We start from the raw sequence: 19,872 nt of genomic DNA, 5'->3' as shown, positions 1-19,872 counted from the left end.
AATAATCAAATGGTAGGGAACATACCGCTCTTCTTGCATTTTCCAGCTTATTTCAGAGAATGAAACAGTGATTAGCGAACTGTTCTCATTTGAAGGTAAGAAGCCAGATAGTTTCATTCACTATTACAAGCAGATAAAAGAAAAGACATTATACCTAAGTTCAAGCAGTTGACTGATCGAAAGCGCATGTAGCACAAAAAACACACGCACAGCCGATAGCGGAAAGAAGCTTCCGCTCACATGACTGGACGTGTGTTTGTTTTTTATAGGAAAAAATCTGCTTATTTGTTGCCCGTTTCGCTACCTCCGATACGGTTCGAAGCTAAAACAAATGGTGTATAGATCAAAAAGGCTAGCACCAAAATAACTACTTGAACCAAAATGGCCGCAAAACTTTGATAACCTACAAACGCATTGACAAATAAGGGCAATCCAAACGGCACTTCCACACTAGCTGCTGGAATAATCTGGGTCACTGTAGCAATGTAAGCAACAACGGTAGCCATCAATTGCGAAAGGATAAATGGAATCGCAAAAATTGGATTCATAACGATCGGTAATCCATAGACTAGCGGTTCATTGATACCGAAAATCCCAGGAATCAAAGCTAGTTTTGAAATGAGTTTTTGATCTTCTCTTTTTGAAAAAACCAGTAAAGAGAGAATCAAGGCAATCGTCACTCCAGCCCCACCCATTACCACATATACTCGAAAGAATGTCATGGTCAATGGATTTGTAGCAGCTTCTCCTGCTTGAACTTGCGCAATATTGTCTGCAAGACCTGCTAACGCCAATGGACTTAAGATAGGCATGATCACCATATTGCCATGCAGACCAAAGACCCAAAAAATGGCTGAAGCAAAAGCCAATAAAATGATTCCAACAGGACCGTTTTGCATCACTTTTTGCATCGGTACTTGCAATGTATTATAGATAATGTCACTTAAATAATTGCCCGTCCAATTGAAAATAACGGTACTGATAATTGAAAATACTAAAAGAACGAGTAGTACTGGTATCAAAGAATTAAAAGACCGAGCAATTCCGCTTGGTACACTTTCTGGCATTCGGATTTTCAATTTTTCTTTTTTCATTAACCAAGAAAAAAGTTCTACTGAAAGAGTAGCAATCAGCATCGCTACAAACAAACCTTGTGCATTGATACTTGTTGTTGCAATACCACTGGTTAAAATGTCCTCCATTCCTTCCACCACTGTTACGATCGTTTGTGGCACGATCGTCAAAAATGAAACGACTGCTACTAACGCACTATAGTTTTCATCCACCCCATTTCTTTGCCCAATAATTTTCCCAATCAAAAAGGCAATGGCAATACTCATCGTCGACATAGTTGCATAATTGATTGCTGTAAAAGCTGGACCGATAGCGCTTAAAAAAGAAAAAGCTGCAAATTGCGCCAAACCGACTTCTTCAGAACAAAGAATGGTGTTAAATAAAGTTGCGAACGAGCCAACAATAATAAATGGCATATAAACGGTAAAGGCTGTTTTAATACTGTAAAGATATTTATTCTGATTGATCGCTTCGGCAGTGTGGCCGATTTTATTCGCAAAAGAATCAAAAAAAGACATAATTTCCCCTCCTACATATCAGCTAGATTTTTATTTTGTTCGATTATTTTTTTGTAATACGCAAAGCTGTCTTTCTTGCGACGCTCAAATGTTCCGTTCCCTTCATTATCAACATCTACGTGGATAAAACCGTATCTTTTATTCATTTCTCCTGTGCCTGCACTTACAATATCTATGATCCCCCACCACGTATAAGCAAGGATTTCACAGCCATCATGGATGGCTTCAGATAAGGCAAGCAAATGATCTCTTAAATAGTTTTGGCGTTCTTTGTCGATAATCTTGCCATTAGCGTCTATGTGATCTTCCATACCGAGGCCATTTTCAGCAATCATTAAAGGAATTTGATAGCGATCATACAATTCATTACAAACATACCGCAATCCCAAAGGATCAATTTGCCAGCCCCAAGGCGAAGTTTCTAAATAGGGATTTTTTTTCCCTTGTGGACCGCCAGTTCCCGTCTTCATCTTTAAATCATGAGAGTAGACTGTCGTTAAATAGTAACTGAATGCTAAATAATCACTCGTATAGGATTGAATCGTTTCTAAATCGCCTTTTTCTATTTCAAGATCGATAGATAACTCTTCAAATAATCGTTTAGAATATGCTGGATAGGCACCTCGGATCATCACGTCTGAAAAAAACAAAGATTTTCTGCGAAACTCATAACTACCAAATATATCTTTCGGATTGGGCGTATCAGGGTACACCCCACTAAGTGAAAGCATACAGCCCATTTTTGCTTTAGGATTTATCTTCTTCAATGATTTGTTTGCTAAAGAATGGGCAACGAACATATGATGAGCTGCTTGATATTGCGCTTGTGCAGGATTTTCGTCTTCCTCCGTTCTTAAAGCGCCCGCAAACCACGGGATTTTTACAATATTATTGATTTCATTAAAGCTCATCCAATAAGTGACCTTTTTACCATATTCTGAAAAAATCACCTCACAATAATTGAGAAAAAAAGAAATCAGTTGCCGATTTTTCCAGCCACCGTATTCTGTCGCCAAGAATAATGGTGTTTCATAATGAGAGATGGTCACGATTGGTTCGATCTTGGCAGCTAGTAGTCCATCAATCAAGCGATGGTAAAAGTCTATTCCTTCTTGATTCGCCTCTTTCTCATCGCCACGTGGAAAAAGTCGCGCCCAGTTGATCGAAAAACGAAAGCATTGTAGACCCATTTCTTTTAACAAAGCAATGTCTTCTTCAACATGATGATAAAAATCGATTGCCTTGTGGGAAGGATAATAGTGATCTTTTTTTAACTGAGGATCAATCGTCAGTAATCGATCTTTCCCCACCGGTAAAATGTCGCAGATCCCCAATCCCTTGAGCCCCTCTTGGTAGGCTCCTTCCGCTTGGTTTGCTGCAATGGCTCCGCCAAATAAAAACTTGTCGGGAAATCCTTTGCTCATAACTATCACTCCTCTTTCTTGATAGCTAAAATTTATCATAGAAAAAGAAAAGCACAATTTTATAAAAAGGCTTACAATTTTTGATTTAAAAAGGTTTCACAAAAAATCTGGTACCTTTTAAAGATAGAAATCCATCTATAAAAAGTACCAGAAAAATCAAAAATCATGAAGTTTATCTTGTTGATGTCGAAAATCGAAGGTTTCTTTATTAAATGGCAAACGGAAAGTCCCTTTATAATCTACAGCAATTCTTGAAGTTAACTCAACGATCAGTCCCTCAGTAGTAATCGTTCGGCTGGTGACTTTCATTGCAGCACTATTTTTTTTAAGATGAAAGACTTGCGCATCTTGCTCCGAGAGATTTACAGCTTCAAAACTCGTCAAACTATGAGAGATATAATAACCAGCATCAATCAATAGTTTCTGAATCGAACCTTTCCCCATCTCTTCATCAAAATAAGGAAATACTTTTTTAGGAAAAATCGACTCTTGGATCTCCGTTACCTTTTGATCAAGAATGCGTAGACGCTTCAATTCCCAAACAGACCCAATCAATTGGGCATCAAAGATATTCGCTTCTCTTTTTGTCATTTTTCGTTCTTTTAATAAAAGGACTTTTGATTCTATTTGATTCGACTTTTTTTCAGTTACCGAGCTGTAGATCAAGCTTGGGTTTACTTTTGTCTTCTTGATTAGATAACCTTTTTTAGGGACAGCTTCCAAAACACCTATATCGATCAATTTTTTTAACGCTTTTCTAACAGTATTTCGCGATACTTCATATTTTTCCGCGAGATTTCTTTCTGAAAGAATTTTTTGGGAGGGTTTGCTCTTCTTTTGATAGATTTTGCTTAATAAATCCTCCACAATAAACTCAGCTTTACTCATTCTTTTTTCCCCCCCTTTTTTTTCAGATTATAGCTTCCTTCAAATTTTAGCATTAATCTTTGTCATTAAACCACCTACGATTTTTTTAACCTACAGAAATTTTCCTACCTCTCCCATCTGTGAATTTGAAATTTTTTTAATCCTAGGCTGCTATTTATTAAATTTCTCCTCATTTATGTTTTTTGTTTCACAAACTTCACCTCGGTATGGTATAATCATTTTGTTTTTAAGAAAACTATGGGAATACAAAGGAGAAGGAAACATGAAAAAAACTAAAATCACTTTAATCGCTGCATCATTGCTTATGGGAGGCACTCTTTTAGCTGCATGTAGTTCAGATAACGATACAGCTGCAAGCTCATCATCATCAACAGCAGCTTCAACTGCTGCATCAACTGAATCATCAGATGACGTTGTTTCAACTGCTTCTATCAGTGACCAAACTTCAGTGATCGAAAAAGCATTGAGCGCAGATGGTAACTGGATCGTTGCTGTAACTGGCGACATGACATTTGATAACGATGTAACCGTTGATGGCGAATTCCACGACAAAGGTGACGACTCTGCTGATATCTACCGTAAATTTGCATTGTACTCACAAGATGAAGACCGCAACGTAACAGCTGAATACACAGTAACTGTTCCTAAATTGATCGTTAACTCAGAAAACTTCAACATCGTTCACGGTGTAATCAAAGGTGACGTTGAAGTGAATGCTAACGGCTTTGTATTGAACGGTGCAAAAGTTGAAGGTAACGTAACATTCACTTCAAAAGAATTCCAAGATTCAGCAACACTTGACGAAGATGGCGCTTCTGTAACAGGTGACGTAACAGTTAGCGAATAATCTTTCACTGGATTTCTGTGAAATAGATGAACAAAAAACGAGGTTGGCAAGTCGATCGTTGATCCCTTGCCAACTTTTTTTGTTTTTTTATAAACAATTGCATCCGCTCTCATTACTAACATTGTGTAAGTAAGAACAAAGCCCAAGAAAAAAAACTGGCTTGCTTACGCAAAACCAGTTTCTTCTTTAGGCGCTTATTCTTCAATAACTGCCCACTTGTAGTCATATTGCGCACCAGCACCGTGTGATACGACCCCTTTTACTTTTGGTGCACGTAAATGAGCTTCAACGTTTTGGTACACAGGGATGACCCCTTGTTGATCCATAATGATTTTCTCTGCATCTAACAAATCTTGCCAGCGAGCATCTGGATTGCCAGCGTTTGTCGTGGCAGACGATTTCACTGCTGCATCGTACTCCTCACTTGTCCAACGACCGCGGTTGTAGGAATTGTCGGTAACAAACAAATCAGTAAAGCTGCTAGCATCCGCATAGTCAGCTCCCCAACCACCCATGACGACATCAAAGTCACCTGAGTTTGAACGATCTAAACGAACGGAGAAAGGAACAGGACTTAGGCTAACTTTCACCCCATCCAGCGTGTCTTGAATCGCACTTTGAATATACTCAATGGCCTTTTTGGTTGAATCTGTATCAGAAGCCAAAATTTCAAAGCTCAAGGAATCGATTCCTAACGCCTCTTTGGCTTTTTCCCAATGTTCTTTGGCCTTTTCTTGATCGTATTCAATGACACTTTCCGCTTCATCGACAAAATCAGTATTATCAGTTGGGTTAAAGGTCATTCCTTTTGGTATCAATCCTGTGGAAGCCAATGAACCGTCCCCTAAAATCGATGTCACTAATGCATCACGATCGATGGCATAAGAGATTGCTTTACGCAGATCCTCATTGCGGAATGGCGAATCTTCTTCGCGCTGATTCAACTCGATATAGGAAGTACGGGCTAATGGTTCTGACACAAACGCTTCATCATTGGCCATTTGCTGTGCCAATTCTCCTGTTAAGATGACGTCGTCTGCTTGCCCATCTTGGAATAGATTCAAGGAGGTCGATGATTCTTTTACGACACTAACATTGATGGTATCAAGTTTCACCGTCTCTTTGTCCCAATATTGGTCGTTCTTTTCATATGACCATTCTGTATCGGTTCCTGGCCCATCAAAGCCAGCCAACACAAAGGGTCCATTGTAAACGGCATTGTCGCTTGTTGAAGCATATTGATCGCCGTTGTCTTCTACGACTGCTTGGCTTTGTGGGAAGAAGGATGGAAATGCCAATAAGTATTGGAAGTATGGCGTAGGTGTCGTCAGCGTGATTTCTAATTCATAGTCACTGACTGCTTTGATCCCTAATTCTGAGGCATCTTTTTCACCTGCTGTTATCGCTTCGGCATTGGTTACGGGCGCAAATAAGTACGCATACTCAGAACCTGTTTCCGCACTTACGGTGCGTTGCCAACCAAACACATAATCCGCTGCCGTTACTGGTTCTCCATTTGACCATTTGGCATCTTCTCGTAGTTTCAATTTATAGGTCAGACCATCTTCACTGACTTCCGCTAATTCGGCGGCACCTGCTGGTTCGGGCTTACTATCAGCATCTAAGCGGTACAACCCTTCATACACATTATTTAAAGCACTGAAACTGATCGTATCGGTGGCTAAGGATAGATCGGCACTCGGCATTTCTTGTTGAACCACAACATTAAAAATTTGTTCGGCAGCTGCTGTCCCACTACCACTTGAACTTTCACCTGTACTTGATGTCCCTCCTGTTGAGCAACCTGCTAATACGATTCCACAAACAGCGACGACACCATATCCCCATTTTTTCTTCATCTTACCTACCCCTTATGAAAATCCAAAATTTTCAGAATTATTACAAAACTCTGAATGTAAATAAGATTTTAATAAATATTAATTATAAAAGCAAGCTATTTTTCTCATTTTATTATTATTTATTTTTTATGTTAACACTGCATGTTATTATTTATGACACAAAAACAAAAAACACAAAGCGAAAAAGATCTCGCTTTGTGTTTTTTTATCTTTGGATAGAAACGTGGATTACTCCATTTTATAGCTTTGACGCGTCACTTTCCCCTCTCGTACCGTAGCGATAATAGTTGGCACAGCCCCAATCGCCGTAAAGAGATAGACCAGACCTAAGTTTCCGTAATATTGACTCGCTTCCAAATATCCTTCACGAATCAAATCAGGTAAAATACGGAAGGCATAGAAGACATCAACGTCCGTGTAATAATTTGCTACACTGATCGACCAGTCGATACGATTCCCGACATAGACCATGATGATCATGACGATAATACTACTAATAATACCTTTTGTGCTGAGTTTTCCACCTAATAATTCATACCCTTTGATGGCACAGATCGCCATCGCGATCCCAGACAATGCAGCAACATACCCCAGTTGTCCTAATAAAATAATTGCGCCGGCACCAATCAGTGAGCCAAGAAACGCACCCACGGTTCCAGCTAACCAATTTTCTTTTTTCTGCCCTTTTTCCCGTTCTTGCGCAAGGACTGCTTCTTGTTGTTTCTTAAAGCAAGCTTCACAGGCAATGACGGGAGCGCCGCCAATAGCATACAGCGAAACCGGCTCAGTGACCGCGCCGCAGAAGGTACAAGCATTTTGGAAGCCTTTCGTCTTCAAAAAATTCGTCAACTGGTCCAACGCAGTACGTAACTTGTCCACGGTTTTCCCTGCAGTCATCGCTCCGCGTAAAGTATAGGCAACTTGATATCCTTGGATCACACAGTCGATGATCTCTTTTGACTCACTTAAAACTTCTTTGACTTCTTCTTGGTTGGGAAGTTCGCCATCTTTGCTAAGTGAAAAATGAGCCACTAGAGAATAACTATTGTTATTCTCTTGAACTAAAAAAAGTTTATAACTATGATACGTTCCATAAATCACCCCAGTGGAAGTATCAACGGAGAGCCCCAACGGCTCGGCAAATTTGGTCAATGTCTTCTCGATCTTCTTATTCATTTTTCTCCTTCTTTCCAACAAACACTTACCTTTTTAGGTATAGCTAAAAGTTTAAGGAGAGTAGAAATGAAAGTCAATCAATTTGTTCAAAAAACCTAGTTTTTTTATCTATTCTGTGACAAATCGCCGCAACGCATCAGCAACCCCATGGTCTGTATTGCTAGTCGTCACAAAATCAGCTTTTGCTTTGACCAATTCGGGCGCATTCTCCATCGCAACACCAATACCAGCTGAAGCAATCATTGGCAGGTCGTTAAAATTATCGCCAATCGCTAAGGTTTGCGCCAGCGGCACTTGAAAATAGGCCGCCAATTCATTTAGCGCCTTATCTTTTCCCACAGCTTGATGAGTGACTTCCAAATAATTCTCTTTGGATAAGTAAAAGGCGCTTTCTAAAAATCCAGCGTTCTGGCAGGCAGCATGAAGCGCTTGGATTTCTGCCGTTGTGCCGATCAAAAGAAACTTATGAACCTCAAAAGCTTCTTGTGCCAACAGTTGTTCTAATGAAGTTTCTACAGGAGTCTCTTTGGTGATCGCCGCTTCTGCTCGTGCCCATTGGTCCACTCTTTCGCAATACCACTGATCACCAGAGTAGACATTGATGGAAACACCAGGAAAATCAGCTTTGATGCGCGCAACCAAAGTTTTTGCTTCTGCTTTTTTGACCTCATGACTGAAAATCGGTACCAGTGTGCCCTTTTGATCGTACCCTCCAATCAGGGCACCGTTGTAACAAGCCAAGGGCCAGTCTTCTATCCCTAATTCTTGAGCTATCGGTAGCATTCCTTTCGGGGAGCGAGCGGAAGCCAAAACAAAAGGAATCGCTTGCTGCTTCAATCGTTTGATTTCTTCAATCAAATCCAGATCGATTTGATGCTTATGATCCAAGATCGTCCCATCAATATCACTTAAAATAAACCCTATCTGCTTTTTTTCCAAATAAACCATCCTTTCCCATTCCCCATCCTTTTTACGAAAGCGGGTTGAGCCATCGCTTTCGACCAAAATAAGCGCCGTTTCCATAAAACGAAAACAGCTTCCTTGACCTTCTTTGCTTCCAGTTTACCATACTAGCCAATGAAAAAAGAGTGCATCGCTGCACTCTTAGGAAGTATAGATATAAAACTCGATTTCCTTCTTAATCGGTTTTTTGATCCAGCGTTTCACAGCAGCTGCCCGCTTCAAGCCCATATGCTCATAAAAACCGAAATTACAGGTGGTATCGGTATAAAGGAAAAACGGAGCCGTTTTGTCCTGCTGGACCATCGCTAAAAAGGAAGTAAAGAGCTGCTTGCCTACACCCAATCCTTGTGTTTTGGGACTAACGGCAAACAAACCAACTTCGGTCTGAAAAGGAGTTTGTAAGTCTTTCAACATCGCTTGATTTAACTCAGCCACCTCCTTGGCATAATGCAGCAGCGTGTTTCTCCCTTCTTTCGTAAGCAGTAAGCAGCCAGCATGCCAAATCGTTTTCCCCCAATAGCGCGCTGGATGAAGCTTCTTCCCGCTTTTACTGTCTGCTAACAAGATGCCGACAGCTTCACCATTTAAAAGAGCCACCCGCGAATAGGTCGCACGGGCAAGTTCATAACACAAAAAGACATGAGCAAAGTGCTTGGCGGTCTTCTTGTCAAATTGCTTGTCGTAGTTCCAGCTATCAATAATCACTTGCACAAGCGCAGGCAGATCTTCTCGTTTAAATGGTCGATACGTTACTTTTTTATCCATTCTATCTTCCTCCCAGTAGTTGACTATCCTTAGTATAAAGTTTACAGTAACTGTAAAGTCAAGGAGGAGTTTCATGAAAACCAAATTAAAAGTATCGGAAATGGCACGCTTAGCGCGGATCAATCCTCGGACACTCCACTATTATGACGAGATTGGGCTATTTCAACCAAACAGCAAAGACGAGAACGGGTATCGGTATTATTCCCTTGATCAACTTTTGGATCTCGGATTGATCCTGTCATTGAAAGAATTATCGATGCCCTTAAAAGAGATCCAAACAGCGCTGCAGGGGGATGCCGAGACCATGAGAAACTTATTGGAAGCCAAGCGGCAAACCATCGATGAAAAAATTCAGCAGTTGACCAACATCAAAAAAATCATCGAACGAAAAGCTGCGGATTTGCGCCTGGCTGCAGAAAAAACTTCCCCCTTCACCTTGAAGGAACAGCCAGAGGAATATTTCTCCCTTAGTCCTAGATTAAACGGCAGCTCCATCCCAGAGATGATCACCCAAGCCTACGACCTTTTGATGGCACAGCCTTATCTTTTTTCGAATAACGAGTACGGTTTTATGATTCGGACGAACAAAGACGATACGCAAGACATCGACTACGTTTACGTGCGGCAAGAAGAGCCGCAAGGGACTTCCTTCGTGAAACCAGCAGGATGCTATTTAACCGCCATTTATCAGGGGGATGACGAAGGATTGAAGCAGTTCTATCAAAAACTCAAGCAGCTGATTGCGACGCACCAATGGCAAATCGATGACTACTTCTATGAACGATCGATCCACGAAACGACCCTTAGCAACGAGCAAGTTTATTTGACAGAGATCCAAGTTCGGATTTTATCTGAGGAATAATGATTCGTTCAAACTGCGCTAAAAAGTAAATAAAAAACGCAACGACAACGAGCAGCTTCTTTCGCCTCGTTGTCGTTGCGTTTTATTTAAATCAAATGGTTTTCTTTCAACAGATCGCCAATGTAGGTATGTTCGGTTTTCTTAACGAAGCCTTCCAAGAGTTTCCGTTCGATAAACGGCAGCTCCATTTCCGTAATTTTTTTCTTATCGGTCAGATAATAGACAGCTTTGGCCAAAGTACGTAGATCATAAGCGGAAGCAAACACTTCTGGTACCCCACGTTCCACAGCTAATAGCTGATAAACAGCCTCCATTGCAGTCCGAACGGAATATTCTGTTGTAAAAACAGTGTCTCGTTCAGTCTCTGCGAAATTACCGATAAAAGCTAAGTTTTTGGAGCCATTTGGAATAACCAATGGCCGATCCCCTGGTTCACGCAGCATGAAGTAAGAAGTGATAAACGGCATGTAGACTGGAACTGCCACACTTGATTCTTTTGAAATGCGTTGGATTTCTGCTTCTGGCACGCCTAAATGGTAAAGCAGTTCTTGCACGATTTCTTGTCCAGAACATTGTTCAATTGGTTTTTTGATGTAGTTCCCTGGTGTATTTGACAACAAGCCATACACCCATGTGATCGTTTGTTGGTCTTTTTGTTCTTTAAAATGCGGTTGGCGATGGGTCGCAAAGCTCATCATCCAATTGGAATCTTTGATGGTGATGATCCCGCCAGTGACGATTCTGCCTGTTCGTAACTTGCGATGGGTCAATTTTTCTAAATAAGGTTCCACATCAAAATTTTGCCAAGTCACGGTTGCCGAAACAAACCAGCTTTCTTCAGGTAAGTTTTCATAAAAGACTTCTGGATGACCAAACTCAGGCGATTGCGCCGCCAAGTTTTTCCATAAACGCCAGCTGCCACCAGGTGCTTTTGAGATAGGCGCTGGAGTATAATGGTCCCCTTGCGTGGAACTTTCAGTGATCGATCCGTTGGTAACAAAGACCAAGTCATCTTCTGATAAAGGAATTTCTTCGATTGCTCCCGCTTTTTCCAGCACAAGTTTTTGAGCAACTTTTTCCTCGCCCACGATCCGAACATCGATATTGCTGACGGTGCATTCATATTGGAAGTCAACTCCTTGTTCTTCCAAATAAGCAAGTAGTGGTTTGACCAATGACTCATATTGGTTGTAACGGGTAAATTTTAACGCAGTAAAATCAGGCAAGCCATCGATATGGTGCACAAAACGCAACACATAGCGGCGCATTTCAATCGCCGAATGCCATTTTTCAAAGGCGAACATCGTACACCAGTATAGCCAAAAATTGGATTCAAAGAATTCATCGCCAAAAACATCTTCGATTTTTTTCCCGATCAATTGATCTTCTGAAGTCATAAATAATTGGGTCAATTCTTTTTGTGCTGTAGCAGACAAGGTAAATTCTCCATCATCTGCTGCTCGTTGGCCGCGATTGTGGATGATCCGACAGTTAGACGAATTTGGATCATCGTGGTCCAACCAGTAAAACTCATCTAGCACCGAAGCATCTTCCACCTCCAAAGATGGAATCGAGCGAAATAGATCCCACAGACACTCAAAATGATTTTCCATTTCTCGACCGCCGCGGGTCACAAATCCATCATGGGGAATGAATTTTCCGTCTAATGAACCGCCTGATAAAGAAAGTTCTTCAAGGACGTGGATTTTCTCACCCGCCATATGGCCGTCACGGATCAAGAAGACTGCCGCAGCAAGTCCTGCTAATCCCCCACCAACAATATAGGCTTCTTTCTTTTCGACATCTTTCGGTTTTCTGCTTCTTGCAAAAGCTTCGTAATTTCCGTTCGTATATCTCATGTAGATCCCTCCTAATATTGGTACGTTTTTATGGTATCAGTAACTATTTTTTTTGACAAAAATTTGTACTAGTAAAAACAAGTGATTTTGACAAATCGGCCTTTTTGTCAAAAAAACAGGGCAAAGACCCACCTTTTAAAAAGATCTGCGCCCAACCCAAAAAGCGCCCCTAAGAAAACTGATGGCAGCTTTCTTAGGGGCGTTTCTAACAAAGGACAAACCCTTTGCTTTTTCAATGAAACATTTATTTCACTCGTAGAGCGAAGCTAGCAGTCGAAAAGCCTGATTGTGCTTCGGTGACTGTATAACCCGTGCTTGGCGCATGGATATAGCTTGTATTACTGGTAGCGATCGCTACGTGGTAGGTATTCCCTTTTTGACCCCAGAACAGCAAGTCGCCAGCTTGTGCTTGCGAGACAGGAATGATTGTCCCTGCGCTTTCTTGTGGGACTGTCCAATCACCGATGTTTTTGCCCGTCACTTTTAAGAAGACGTAGCGTGTAAACCCGGAACAGTCGAAGACATCTGGTCCTTTGCCTCCCCATTGATAAGGAGTGCCGATATGTTTTCTAGCTTCTGCAACGATCGCTGCTCCGTTCACGCTCATCGGAACATTGGTATTGCCTGCGTTGTTATTGTTGCCAGGAGTCGTTGCACTGACTTCCTTCACATACGCTGCAGATACCCAGCCACCCGTTGATAACTTATACCAAGTGGCATTGCCATTGACTGACGTTCCTTGTTTTTGAGCGACTGCTTTGAAGGTCGCATTGCTGCCCAAACTGCTGACTACACTTGCAGAAGTCGATGCATTTGAGCGGACATTCATACCAGTGGTTGTTTGGAACGTTTTATTGATGGCTTGCTCACTCGCATTGCTTGAGCCGTTTGATGAACCAGTGTTGCTTGAACCTGTGTTTGAATTATTGTTATTACTTGTATTTCCAGAACTAGACGTGACGTCACGTACATATGCCGCTGTGATCCAGCCACCAGTCGATACTTTGTACCAAACATTGGTGCCGCCAACGGATGTGCCATTTTTCTGGGCAACGACCTTCACCGTCGTGCTGTTGCTTAGGCTGCCAACGACACTACCACTTGTTGAGGCACTCGAACGGACATTCAATGCCGCTGTTGTTTTCACATTCTTGTTGATAGCCGTTTCTGCAGAAACACTTGTGTTGCCGCCAGAAGAACTATTTCCTGTCGAACTGCTGGAAACATCTTTGACATAGGCCGCCGTGATCCAACCACCTGTGGACAATTTGTACCAAGTGGTCGTGCCATTCACCGACGTTCCACTCTTTTGTGCAACGACTTTCACCGTCGCATTGCTGCTTAGTCCACGTACGACACTAGAACTAGTCGTTGCATTTGAACGGACGTTCAATGCAGTGGTCGTTTTCACTGATTTCGAAATTGCTTTTTCCGATGAAGACGACGAATTGGACGAGCCTGTATTGGCAGAAGAAGAGCCTGAAGTGCTTTTCACATAAGCCCCTGAGATCCAGCCGCCTGTTGATAGCTTATACCATGTTGTATTGCCATTCACTGAGGTACCGTTCTTTTGAGCCACCGCAGTGATTGTTGTATTTGCTCCTACACCACTTACGATAGAGGCACTTGTTGAAGCATTTGAACGAACATTCAGTGAAGCTGTTGTTTTAAATTGTCGATTGATCGCCGTTTCAGCTGACGATCTGGCAAGAGTAGCAGTTGTGTTGGTTGATGACGAAGCGTTTGTCGTTTCGGTCGCATGGGCAAGAGACGTAAAGACACCTGAAGTCGATGCTAACGCTGCTGTGATACCCAATCCTTTTTGTACGAAAAGGGACCGTTTTTGTTTCACTAAACGCTTACGTTTAATTTTCCGAGATTCCAATAAAACACCCCCTGTACCCCATTTTAACAAAAATTAATATTTTTTGATATTGTTTTCGTTTTGTATTTTTTTAATTTACGTTTAATAAAACGTGTCATTTATTTTCCTGCGTTATTCTTTTTGATTACTTTCTCTTTGATGTTGCTCAATGGCACTCTATTTACAAAGATTTCTATAAACTAGAGAAAAACGCTATTTCATTCAACGTTATTTTAATTCGCGAATAAAAACAGGATTTTTTTTGCAAACAAACCCACTTTTTGAAAAACAAGACTGTTATTTGAATAACATTTCTTTCCTGATCCCCTTTTTCAAAAATCGATACTAAAACCACCCATTTATCATTCCTTTTTTACACGAGGGATTCTGTGAAAAAATTGTTTCAAAAAGAACGCTGCTTTCACCTGTGTGATCGACGCTTAGATGAAATCCTGTTACATCGCTTCCAACCGGATGCGAATTTTTTAATAGAGAAGTCCCTCATCTCTGCCAAAAGAAATATTTTCACAATATATTTTACGAGAAAGATTATAACACCAAGGAGAAAACCAAGGATTTGCATAAGTTTGTGAAATCATGCTATACTTAAAAAAAGGAAGAGGTGACCGAGTATGAAAACAAAGACGAAAGAAAAAGTGTATGCTGAACGACAACATAACTATAAAACGAAAAAAGAAGAGATTTTCAAAAAAGCCCTAGATTCCGTACCGACCACAGACAAGAAAAAAGAAGAACAGAAAAAGAAAGCGTAGACTCCTGCGTTTTCTTTTTCTGTTGATTTATAAAAAAGACGAGACTTCACCGATTTTGGCGAATCTCGTCTTTTTCACAATTTTTTTTGTAAACACATGATGCTCCCTATAACTGCCATAAATCCTACTAGCTCCACCACTGTGAAGTGATCATGAAAAACAATGATCGATAAGAAAGCAGCCAGCAGTGGCTCAACTGCTGTTAAAACTGTTGCAAGTGTTGAGGATAAATAGCGTAAACTTGTTAAAAAAATCAAGTACGCTAGTGCTGTTCCAAATAAAATGACCACCAGCAAATAAAGAATTACTTGAACGTTCAGTTGACTACCGATCTGCCACATTGGATGAACCACATTCCCCAAGCCTCCACCAATCAACATCCCCCAGCCGACAATTGGTAAACTCCCATATTTTTGCAAGAGTTTACGCGGCTGTATAGAATAAAAAGCTAGTGATATCGCTGATGCTAACCCCCAGCCTAGTGCAGATTGGGAAGTCGCTAATTGCTCAATCTGTCCTTTTGATGCCACAGCCGTCACACCAAGTAAGGTTACCAATAACCAGAAACATGTCTTTAAAGAGGGGAGCTGCCTTTTGGCTATCGCGGCATAGAGTAAAACAAAGAAAGGTCCTGTATATTGAATAATCGTTGCAAACGAAGCATTGCTTTGCTCAATCGTTTTAAAGTAGGTAAATTGAACGAGAAACATGCCTAAGAAAGAAAACAAGAGCAGCTGAATGAAGTCCTTTTTCTCCCGAAATGGGGAAATCAATCGAGCGCGATCCTTTAACCCAATGCTTAGCAACAAACACCCTGAAAGAACCAATCGTGTTGAAACGAGCCAATTTGCTGAAATACTATATTTCGTAAATAAAATTTGTCCAGCGATGCCAGAAACTGCCCACAAAGCTGCTGCTGAACAAGCATAAACAATCCCAACTGTTTTTTTCATAAAAACACCTTTTGTCTTTCACTTTACTTTGTTAGTATTATACCGAATCAGATAGTGAAATTTTGTCAATATCCTGATTGTTTTTAACACTATTCTGTAAAAAGGTGGTGCGGTATGTACTTTGAACGCACAGAAGAAAACGAAGAAACGACCAAACATACAACTACAAATCGCTCCTTCGCAATTTATCAACGTTGCTTGCAACAAAAGCGTGGCGACCAATTGCCTCTGCATTGGCACGACGAGCTGCAAATTGTATGGGTCGAAGAAGGTAGCTTCGTGTATACGATAGACGACGAGCAAATTTTGCTAAGCAAGAATGAGGCGATCATTATTAATAGCCGTGTACTCCATGGTGCTGTTTTAGCTTCAGAAAACGTCCGATATTGCTGCTTTGATTTTTCTTCAGGCTTTATCGCTGACCCTGTTTTTAAAGAAGCGATCGAACAATTAGTCCACGATCGCACCCGCAGCTATCGGCGCTTAACCTTAACCGCCCAACATCAAGCATTTGTTCAAACCGTGCGTCTGCCTCTGCTTATTGAACAACGATTTACTCTCTATGAATTGTTTTTAGCTGCCCTTTCACAGCTAATGGCTGCAAGACCTGCTTCACCAAAGAAAGAAACTATCTACTTAATGCTGGCATTTGTCCATGAGCATTATCAAGAACCATTAACGGTTCCTGCGATCGCTAAAGCTGCTGCCATCAATACACATACTTGTACCGCCCTTTTTCGGCAATACACGACATTGACCCCAATCAACTATCTGATTGATTATCGATTGTCTCAAGCCAAAAACCTATTGATTGAAACGGATGAGCCGATCTCAACCATCTGCTACCACGTTGGCTTCAATCACTTGAGCTACTTTAGCAAAAGATTTCAGCGTAAATTTGGTTTAACGCCGCTACAGTATCGCAAAACCTATCGCGAAGATGATAGAAATTAGCTGATCGGTACCAACAGAGCCTCTCATCTAGATAAATATTGCTATATTCTATAAGCGTTTCAGTACTTTTTTCACTTTTACGCTCATTGGTCCATAAGAATCTCTTTGAAATCCTTTTCTAAAAACCACACACCCAATATTTAGTAGGCGAAAACATGTTCCTACAACATATTGTGGATAAACCTGTTGAAACTGTGCATAACTAAAAAGCCTGCGATTTTTTCGCAGACTTTTTTATTTATTGACAAGCTATTATTATTCTAGAGATAAATAATAGCTTACATTATCTGGTAGCGGTTTAAAGCCATTCTTTTTGTAAAAATCCGCTGCCGGCATACTTTCTTCGGTATCTAACAGGATCGTTGGGATCTCTTTTTTGAGCAGATCTTCTTTGATTCTTTCTAAAAAAGTGGAACCAAGGCCTTTTCCTTGATGCGTGCCAGTAATTAAAAAGGTATCGATCACATACTCTTTTCCTTGATACCAGGGCTTGATAAAGCCTAATGAAAGACCAATCAATTCATTCGATGCTCGGTCTGTTAGTCGATAACCAATAAAAGTATTCATTGCCATCATTGAAGATACATAGTCGGTGATTTGCGGCACTGTCAATTGGTCATTCCATGGTTCTGCTGAAAATACGGCAATATAGTGGTCCACGACTTCTGCTAAATCCGCCGTGGTTAATTCACGCATGCTTACGTTCTTTTCCATCCTATCTCCTGCTTTCATTTCTATTTCGGTAAGGGCCTATACTCGAGGAATCCACTAGTTTTTGTGCGTGTATCATTTATCGATTCGTTTGGCATAGCCATTGCCATAACTCGTATAACGACGCTTTTGGTTGACGGCCATTTTTTTATGAATCTCTGCTTCAAGATCGATGGAAAGGATTTCCGCTATCCCAAGAAGATAAATCGCCACATCCGCCAATTCTTCTCCTACCTCTTGTTGCTTCCGATACGCGTCAAAGGCTTCCCCTACTTCACCATATAAAGCCAAAAACTCTTTATCAATATTTGTGACATTGAATTGGTGATCGATCTTGTTTTGATAAATCGCTTTTTGCATTTCTGAAAGTTTCATGGTCGCTCCTTTTGGGATAGTATACCATTTTCTTTTACACAACAAATAGCACGTTCTTGCAACAATAGAGAAAAAGATCAAAACGCTTCTATCGAAGCGCTTTGATCTTTTTCATTCTTCGGTTTTTTTCGCCGTTCGCTCAGGGCTGACCCAAACGCCGCTACCGTAACCAAGGATGGTCTTGACGGCTGGAATAAAGGTAGTGACGATCGTTATGGCATTGATCATCCAGTAAAACAGCATGTAAAAAGGGGCAAAACGGAAATATTTCAGCTTGCTGCGGTTATCATCCGCCAGGAGGCTGGTAAATAGCTGCATCACCCCCGCAATCATCTCGAAACAAACGAAGAGAAAGGCCATCGTAAACATATGATAGATCCGTTCGTAATTCCCAGTTGCACCATAATAGATCAGATAGAAGACAAACAAGGCAGATGAAAGCCAGAAAAAGAATGACCAGATGATACTTAATGTTTGATCGACAAACATAGCGGTTCGACCAATGTTTTCAAAAGGATGCAAAAAGACCTTTTTAAAGTTGGTCAGCCATACTTCTGTACCGCCCTTCGCCCAGCGTTTCCGCTGTCGGTAGAGCATCTTGAGTGTTTCTGGCACCTCCATGAAAAACATCACTCGTGAAGCAAATAAAGACAGCCAACCTCGGAATTGGTGGTCCCAGGCAATACTGATATCTTCTGTTGCTCGATTTTGTCGAAACAGACCCACGTCCATCAATGCCGCGCGGCGATACATCGTATTGGCACCGCTATAGGCATAGATGACGCCGAAAACGGCTTGCTGGGTCCGTTTGATAATTCCTACGATACTTGAAAATTCAACGGTTTGTGATTTCCCTACGATCGTTGTGCGATTTTGAACATCCATATTCGCCGTAATGGCAGAGATATTGATGGAGTCTTGGCGGATGAAATAATTGACATATTTCCATAACGCATCAGGTTCAGGAACCGTATCTGCATCGTTGCTCAAGATCAATTCCCCTTTGGCAAACCCTACCCCAATATTAAAGGCATGGGCTTTTCCTTGGTTTTTTTCGATGCGCAACACTCTTAGATTTGGGTACTGTTCCATCAATCGGTCTAATATCACAGGAGTTTGATCCGTTGAGCCATCATCAGTCACCAACACCTCATAATTGCTGTAGTTCAGATTGTTCATTAAATAATGAATCGTGTCTTCAATAACGATTTCTTCATTGTGAGCTGGTACCATAATCGTGATCATCGGCTCGATCTCTTCGGGGATCGGTATCCACTCTAATTGTCGATAACGGAACAAAAAACGATTGCAGATCACCCCGATGAACCAAGCAAAGCCACCTAAAATTGGATACGTGAAGAGAATTATCAAAACGACTGTTAAAAATGTGTCCAACCACGGGAACCCAGTATCAAAATTGACAACCATCAGCCCACCCCATTTCTACGGAAAAGTTCTTGGATCTCTCTTTCTCCGATGTTTTGCTCCGGTGCAACCGCGTAGTATTTTGCCCCGTGGCGTTCTTCTTTCGTCCCGAAGCGTTCTTCGTAAAATGCTTCTAGCAACTCTTTGCGTTTTTCCAAAGCAGCTTCATCATGCATCGATTGCTTTTGCAGCAATCGTTTGAAGCGGCGGTTGTTTCTCAAAGTTAATAAAGTAAACGTAAGAACTAAAACCAAAAAAGAAATGCCTAAAAATAACGCTAGAAATTCGAAAGTGACTGCTTCTTCTAAATAGGTTCGAAAGGCGATCCGATCCGCCAGATTCGGCAGCGTCAACGGAATGGCCAGCCAGACAAAGGGAACCAAGACCATCAGCCAAGCAAGAATCGTCAAAATCGTTTGGCGGGTCTTTAAAGCGGAACGACCTTTTTGAAAATACGCATCGGTGACCAACCGTTCTTTGACTTCTTCCCGTGTCACTCGTTGTTTCATTTTACTCACTCCTTAAATTTTTTTTATTTGCTGTGAAGAAAAAGAAGCAACAAAAGCAAGTCGTCTGGACCTG

18 protein-coding genes are annotated in these 19,872 nt (G+C 41.2%); 4 read left to right on the top strand and 14 right to left on the bottom strand.

Annotated features, from left to right (window positions below):
* Window positions 1-281: 281 nt before the first annotated feature.
* The 3 genes from IGI77_RS04755 to IGI77_RS04745 form a co-directional block, all read right to left on the bottom strand.
* On the bottom strand, window positions 282-1,592 hold the full coding sequence (locus IGI77_RS04755) for a PTS sugar transporter subunit IIC (protein ID WP_438769593.1): 1,311 nt from the start codon (window positions 1,590-1,592) through the stop codon (window positions 282-284).
* 11 nt (window positions 1,593-1,603) lie between these two features.
* Complete coding sequence (locus tag IGI77_RS04750; RefSeq protein WP_438769592.1) at window positions 1,604-3,016, bottom strand: glycoside hydrolase family 1 protein; 1,413 nt, start codon at window positions 3,014-3,016, stop codon at window positions 1,604-1,606.
* Window positions 3,017-3,172: 156 nt separating this feature from the next.
* Window positions 3,173-3,904, bottom strand: coding sequence for a GntR family transcriptional regulator (locus IGI77_RS04745; RefSeq protein WP_438769591.1), 732 nt, complete (start codon window positions 3,902-3,904; stop codon window positions 3,173-3,175).
* A gap of 262 nt (window positions 3,905-4,166) precedes the next feature.
* Here IGI77_RS04745 and IGI77_RS04740 point away from each other — a divergent pair, with 262 nt between their 5' ends.
* Window positions 4,167-4,751 carry a polymer-forming cytoskeletal protein gene (locus tag IGI77_RS04740; protein WP_010747631.1) on the top strand — a complete coding sequence of 195 codons (585 nt, stop codon included), beginning with the start codon at window positions 4,167-4,169 and terminating at the stop codon, window positions 4,749-4,751.
* 194 nt (window positions 4,752-4,945) lie between these two features.
* On the opposite strand, the gene IGI77_RS04735 is transcribed toward IGI77_RS04740, so the two are convergent.
* The 4 genes from IGI77_RS04735 to IGI77_RS04720 form a co-directional block, all read right to left on the bottom strand.
* On the bottom strand, window positions 4,946-6,610 hold the full coding sequence (locus IGI77_RS04735; RefSeq protein ID WP_016610573.1) for a peptide ABC transporter substrate-binding protein: 1,665 nt from the start codon (window positions 6,608-6,610) through the stop codon (window positions 4,946-4,948).
* Window positions 6,611-6,838: 228 nt separating this feature from the next.
* Window positions 6,839-7,786, bottom strand: coding sequence for a hypothetical protein (locus IGI77_RS04730; RefSeq protein WP_060792887.1), 948 nt, complete (start codon window positions 7,784-7,786; stop codon window positions 6,839-6,841).
* A gap of 108 nt (window positions 7,787-7,894) precedes the next feature.
* Window positions 7,895-8,734 (bottom strand): Cof-type HAD-IIB family hydrolase, encoded by an 840-nt coding sequence (locus IGI77_RS04725; RefSeq protein ID WP_159161305.1) that lies wholly within the window; start codon window positions 8,732-8,734, stop codon window positions 7,895-7,897.
* A 156-nt stretch (window positions 8,735-8,890) separates the two neighbouring features.
* Window positions 8,891-9,514, bottom strand: a complete 624-nt coding sequence (locus IGI77_RS04720) for a GNAT family N-acetyltransferase (protein WP_142967020.1) — start codon at window positions 9,512-9,514, stop codon at window positions 8,891-8,893.
* A gap of 73 nt (window positions 9,515-9,587) precedes the next feature.
* Here IGI77_RS04720 and IGI77_RS04715 point away from each other — a divergent pair, with 73 nt between their 5' ends.
* Window positions 9,588-10,376 (top strand): MerR family transcriptional regulator, encoded by a 789-nt coding sequence (locus tag IGI77_RS04715; protein WP_438769590.1) that lies wholly within the window; start codon window positions 9,588-9,590, stop codon window positions 10,374-10,376.
* Between the two features lie 86 nt (window positions 10,377-10,462).
* On the opposite strand, the gene IGI77_RS04710 is transcribed toward IGI77_RS04715, so the two are convergent.
* Both IGI77_RS04710 and IGI77_RS04705 read right to left on the bottom strand, forming a co-directional pair.
* Entirely contained in the window at window positions 10,463-12,235 is a 1,773-nt protein-coding gene (locus tag IGI77_RS04710; RefSeq protein ID WP_074536535.1) for an oleate hydratase, read from the bottom strand.
* 244 nt (window positions 12,236-12,479) lie between these two features.
* On the bottom strand, window positions 12,480-14,120 hold the full coding sequence (locus IGI77_RS04705; RefSeq protein ID WP_086338612.1) for an SH3 domain-containing protein: 1,641 nt from the start codon (window positions 14,118-14,120) through the stop codon (window positions 12,480-12,482).
* Window positions 14,121-14,731: 611 nt separating this feature from the next.
* Between IGI77_RS04705 and IGI77_RS04700 the strand changes: the two genes are divergently transcribed.
* Window positions 14,732-14,872 carry a hypothetical protein gene (locus tag IGI77_RS04700; RefSeq protein ID WP_005237363.1) on the top strand — a complete coding sequence of 47 codons (141 nt, stop codon included), beginning with the start codon at window positions 14,732-14,734 and terminating at the stop codon, window positions 14,870-14,872.
* 74 nt (window positions 14,873-14,946) lie between these two features.
* On the opposite strand, the gene IGI77_RS04695 is transcribed toward IGI77_RS04700, so the two are convergent.
* A complete protein-coding gene (locus tag IGI77_RS04695; protein ID WP_438769589.1) occupies window positions 14,947-15,825 on the bottom strand; it encodes a DMT family transporter in 879 nt (292 codons plus the stop codon).
* Between the two features lie 114 nt (window positions 15,826-15,939).
* On the opposite strand from IGI77_RS04695, the gene IGI77_RS04690 reads away from it, so the two are divergent.
* Window positions 15,940-16,779 (top strand): helix-turn-helix domain-containing protein, encoded by an 840-nt coding sequence (locus tag IGI77_RS04690; protein WP_438769588.1) that lies wholly within the window; start codon window positions 15,940-15,942, stop codon window positions 16,777-16,779.
* 255 nt (window positions 16,780-17,034) lie between these two features.
* On the opposite strand, the gene IGI77_RS04685 is transcribed toward IGI77_RS04690, so the two are convergent.
* The 4 genes from IGI77_RS04685 to IGI77_RS04670 all read right to left on the bottom strand — a co-directional run bounded on the left by IGI77_RS04685 (window position 17,035) and on the right by IGI77_RS04670 (window position 19,799).
* Window positions 17,035-17,493, bottom strand: a complete 459-nt coding sequence (locus IGI77_RS04685; protein ID WP_005225310.1) for a GNAT family N-acetyltransferase — start codon at window positions 17,491-17,493, stop codon at window positions 17,035-17,037.
* 72 nt (window positions 17,494-17,565) lie between these two features.
* Window positions 17,566-17,865: a hypothetical protein gene (locus IGI77_RS04680; RefSeq protein ID WP_438769587.1), complete on the bottom strand. Its 300-nt coding sequence runs from the start codon at window positions 17,863-17,865 to the stop codon at window positions 17,566-17,568.
* Between the two features lie 111 nt (window positions 17,866-17,976).
* The gene (locus IGI77_RS04675; protein ID WP_438769586.1) at window positions 17,977-19,293 is read right to left on the bottom strand and encodes a glycosyltransferase family 2 protein; all 1,317 of its coding nucleotides are present in this window, start codon (window positions 19,291-19,293) and stop codon (window positions 17,977-17,979) included.
* Complete coding sequence (locus IGI77_RS04670; protein WP_151196073.1) at window positions 19,293-19,799, bottom strand: hypothetical protein; 507 nt, start codon at window positions 19,797-19,799, stop codon at window positions 19,293-19,295. The genes IGI77_RS04675 and IGI77_RS04670 overlap by 1 nt, the downstream gene beginning before the upstream one ends.
* Between the last annotated feature and the right edge of the window lie 73 nt (window positions 19,800-19,872).

Source organism: Enterococcus sp. DIV0213h (assembly GCF_051711285.1).
In the GTDB taxonomy this organism is placed as follows: domain Bacteria; phylum Bacillota; class Bacilli; order Lactobacillales; family Enterococcaceae; genus Enterococcus_D; species Enterococcus_D casseliflavus.
The sequence above is the reverse complement of the archived record's forward strand: the minus strand, read 5'-3'. Positions and strand labels throughout refer to the sequence as shown.

Bases quoted from the DNA above. Each gene is read 5' to 3' on its own strand.
- IGI77_RS04755 (WP_438769593.1), bottom strand. From the start codon at position 1,592: ATGTCTTTTTTTGATTCTTTTGCGAATAAAATCGGCCACACTGCCGAA.
- IGI77_RS04750 (WP_438769592.1), bottom strand. From the start codon at position 3,016: ATGAGCAAAGGATTTCCCGACAAGTTTTTATTTGGCGGAGCCATTGCA.
- IGI77_RS04745 (WP_438769591.1), bottom strand. From the start codon at position 3,904: ATGAGTAAAGCTGAGTTTATTGTGGAGGATTTATTAAGCAAAATCTAT.
- IGI77_RS04740 (WP_010747631.1), top strand. From the start codon at position 4,167: ATGAAAAAAACTAAAATCACTTTAATCGCTGCATCATTGCTTATGGGA.
- IGI77_RS04735 (WP_016610573.1), bottom strand. From the start codon at position 6,610: ATGAAGAAAAAATGGGGATATGGTGTCGTCGCTGTTTGTGGAATCGTA.
- IGI77_RS04730 (WP_060792887.1), bottom strand. From the start codon at position 7,786: ATGAATAAGAAGATCGAGAAGACATTGACCAAATTTGCCGAGCCGTTG.
- IGI77_RS04725 (WP_159161305.1), bottom strand. From the start codon at position 8,734: ATGGTTTATTTGGAAAAAAAGCAGATAGGGTTTATTTTAAGTGATATT.
- IGI77_RS04720 (WP_142967020.1), bottom strand. From the start codon at position 9,514: ATGGATAAAAAAGTAACGTATCGACCATTTAAACGAGAAGATCTGCCT.
- IGI77_RS04715 (WP_438769590.1), top strand. From the start codon at position 9,588: ATGAAAACCAAATTAAAAGTATCGGAAATGGCACGCTTAGCGCGGATC.
- IGI77_RS04710 (WP_074536535.1), bottom strand. From the start codon at position 12,235: ATGAGATATACGAACGGAAATTACGAAGCTTTTGCAAGAAGCAGAAAA.
- IGI77_RS04700 (WP_005237363.1), top strand. From the start codon at position 14,732: ATGAAAACAAAGACGAAAGAAAAAGTGTATGCTGAACGACAACATAAC.
- IGI77_RS04695 (WP_438769589.1), bottom strand. From the start codon at position 15,825: ATGAAAAAAACAGTTGGGATTGTTTATGCTTGTTCAGCAGCAGCTTTG.
- IGI77_RS04690 (WP_438769588.1), top strand. From the start codon at position 15,940: ATGTACTTTGAACGCACAGAAGAAAACGAAGAAACGACCAAACATACA.
- IGI77_RS04685 (WP_005225310.1), bottom strand. From the start codon at position 17,493: ATGGAAAAGAACGTAAGCATGCGTGAATTAACCACGGCGGATTTAGCA.
- IGI77_RS04680 (WP_438769587.1), bottom strand. From the start codon at position 17,865: ATGAAACTTTCAGAAATGCAAAAAGCGATTTATCAAAACAAGATCGAT.
- IGI77_RS04675 (WP_438769586.1), bottom strand. From the start codon at position 19,293: ATGGTTGTCAATTTTGATACTGGGTTCCCGTGGTTGGACACATTTTTA.
- IGI77_RS04670 (WP_151196073.1), bottom strand. From the start codon at position 19,799: ATGAAACAACGAGTGACACGGGAAGAAGTCAAAGAACGGTTGGTCACC.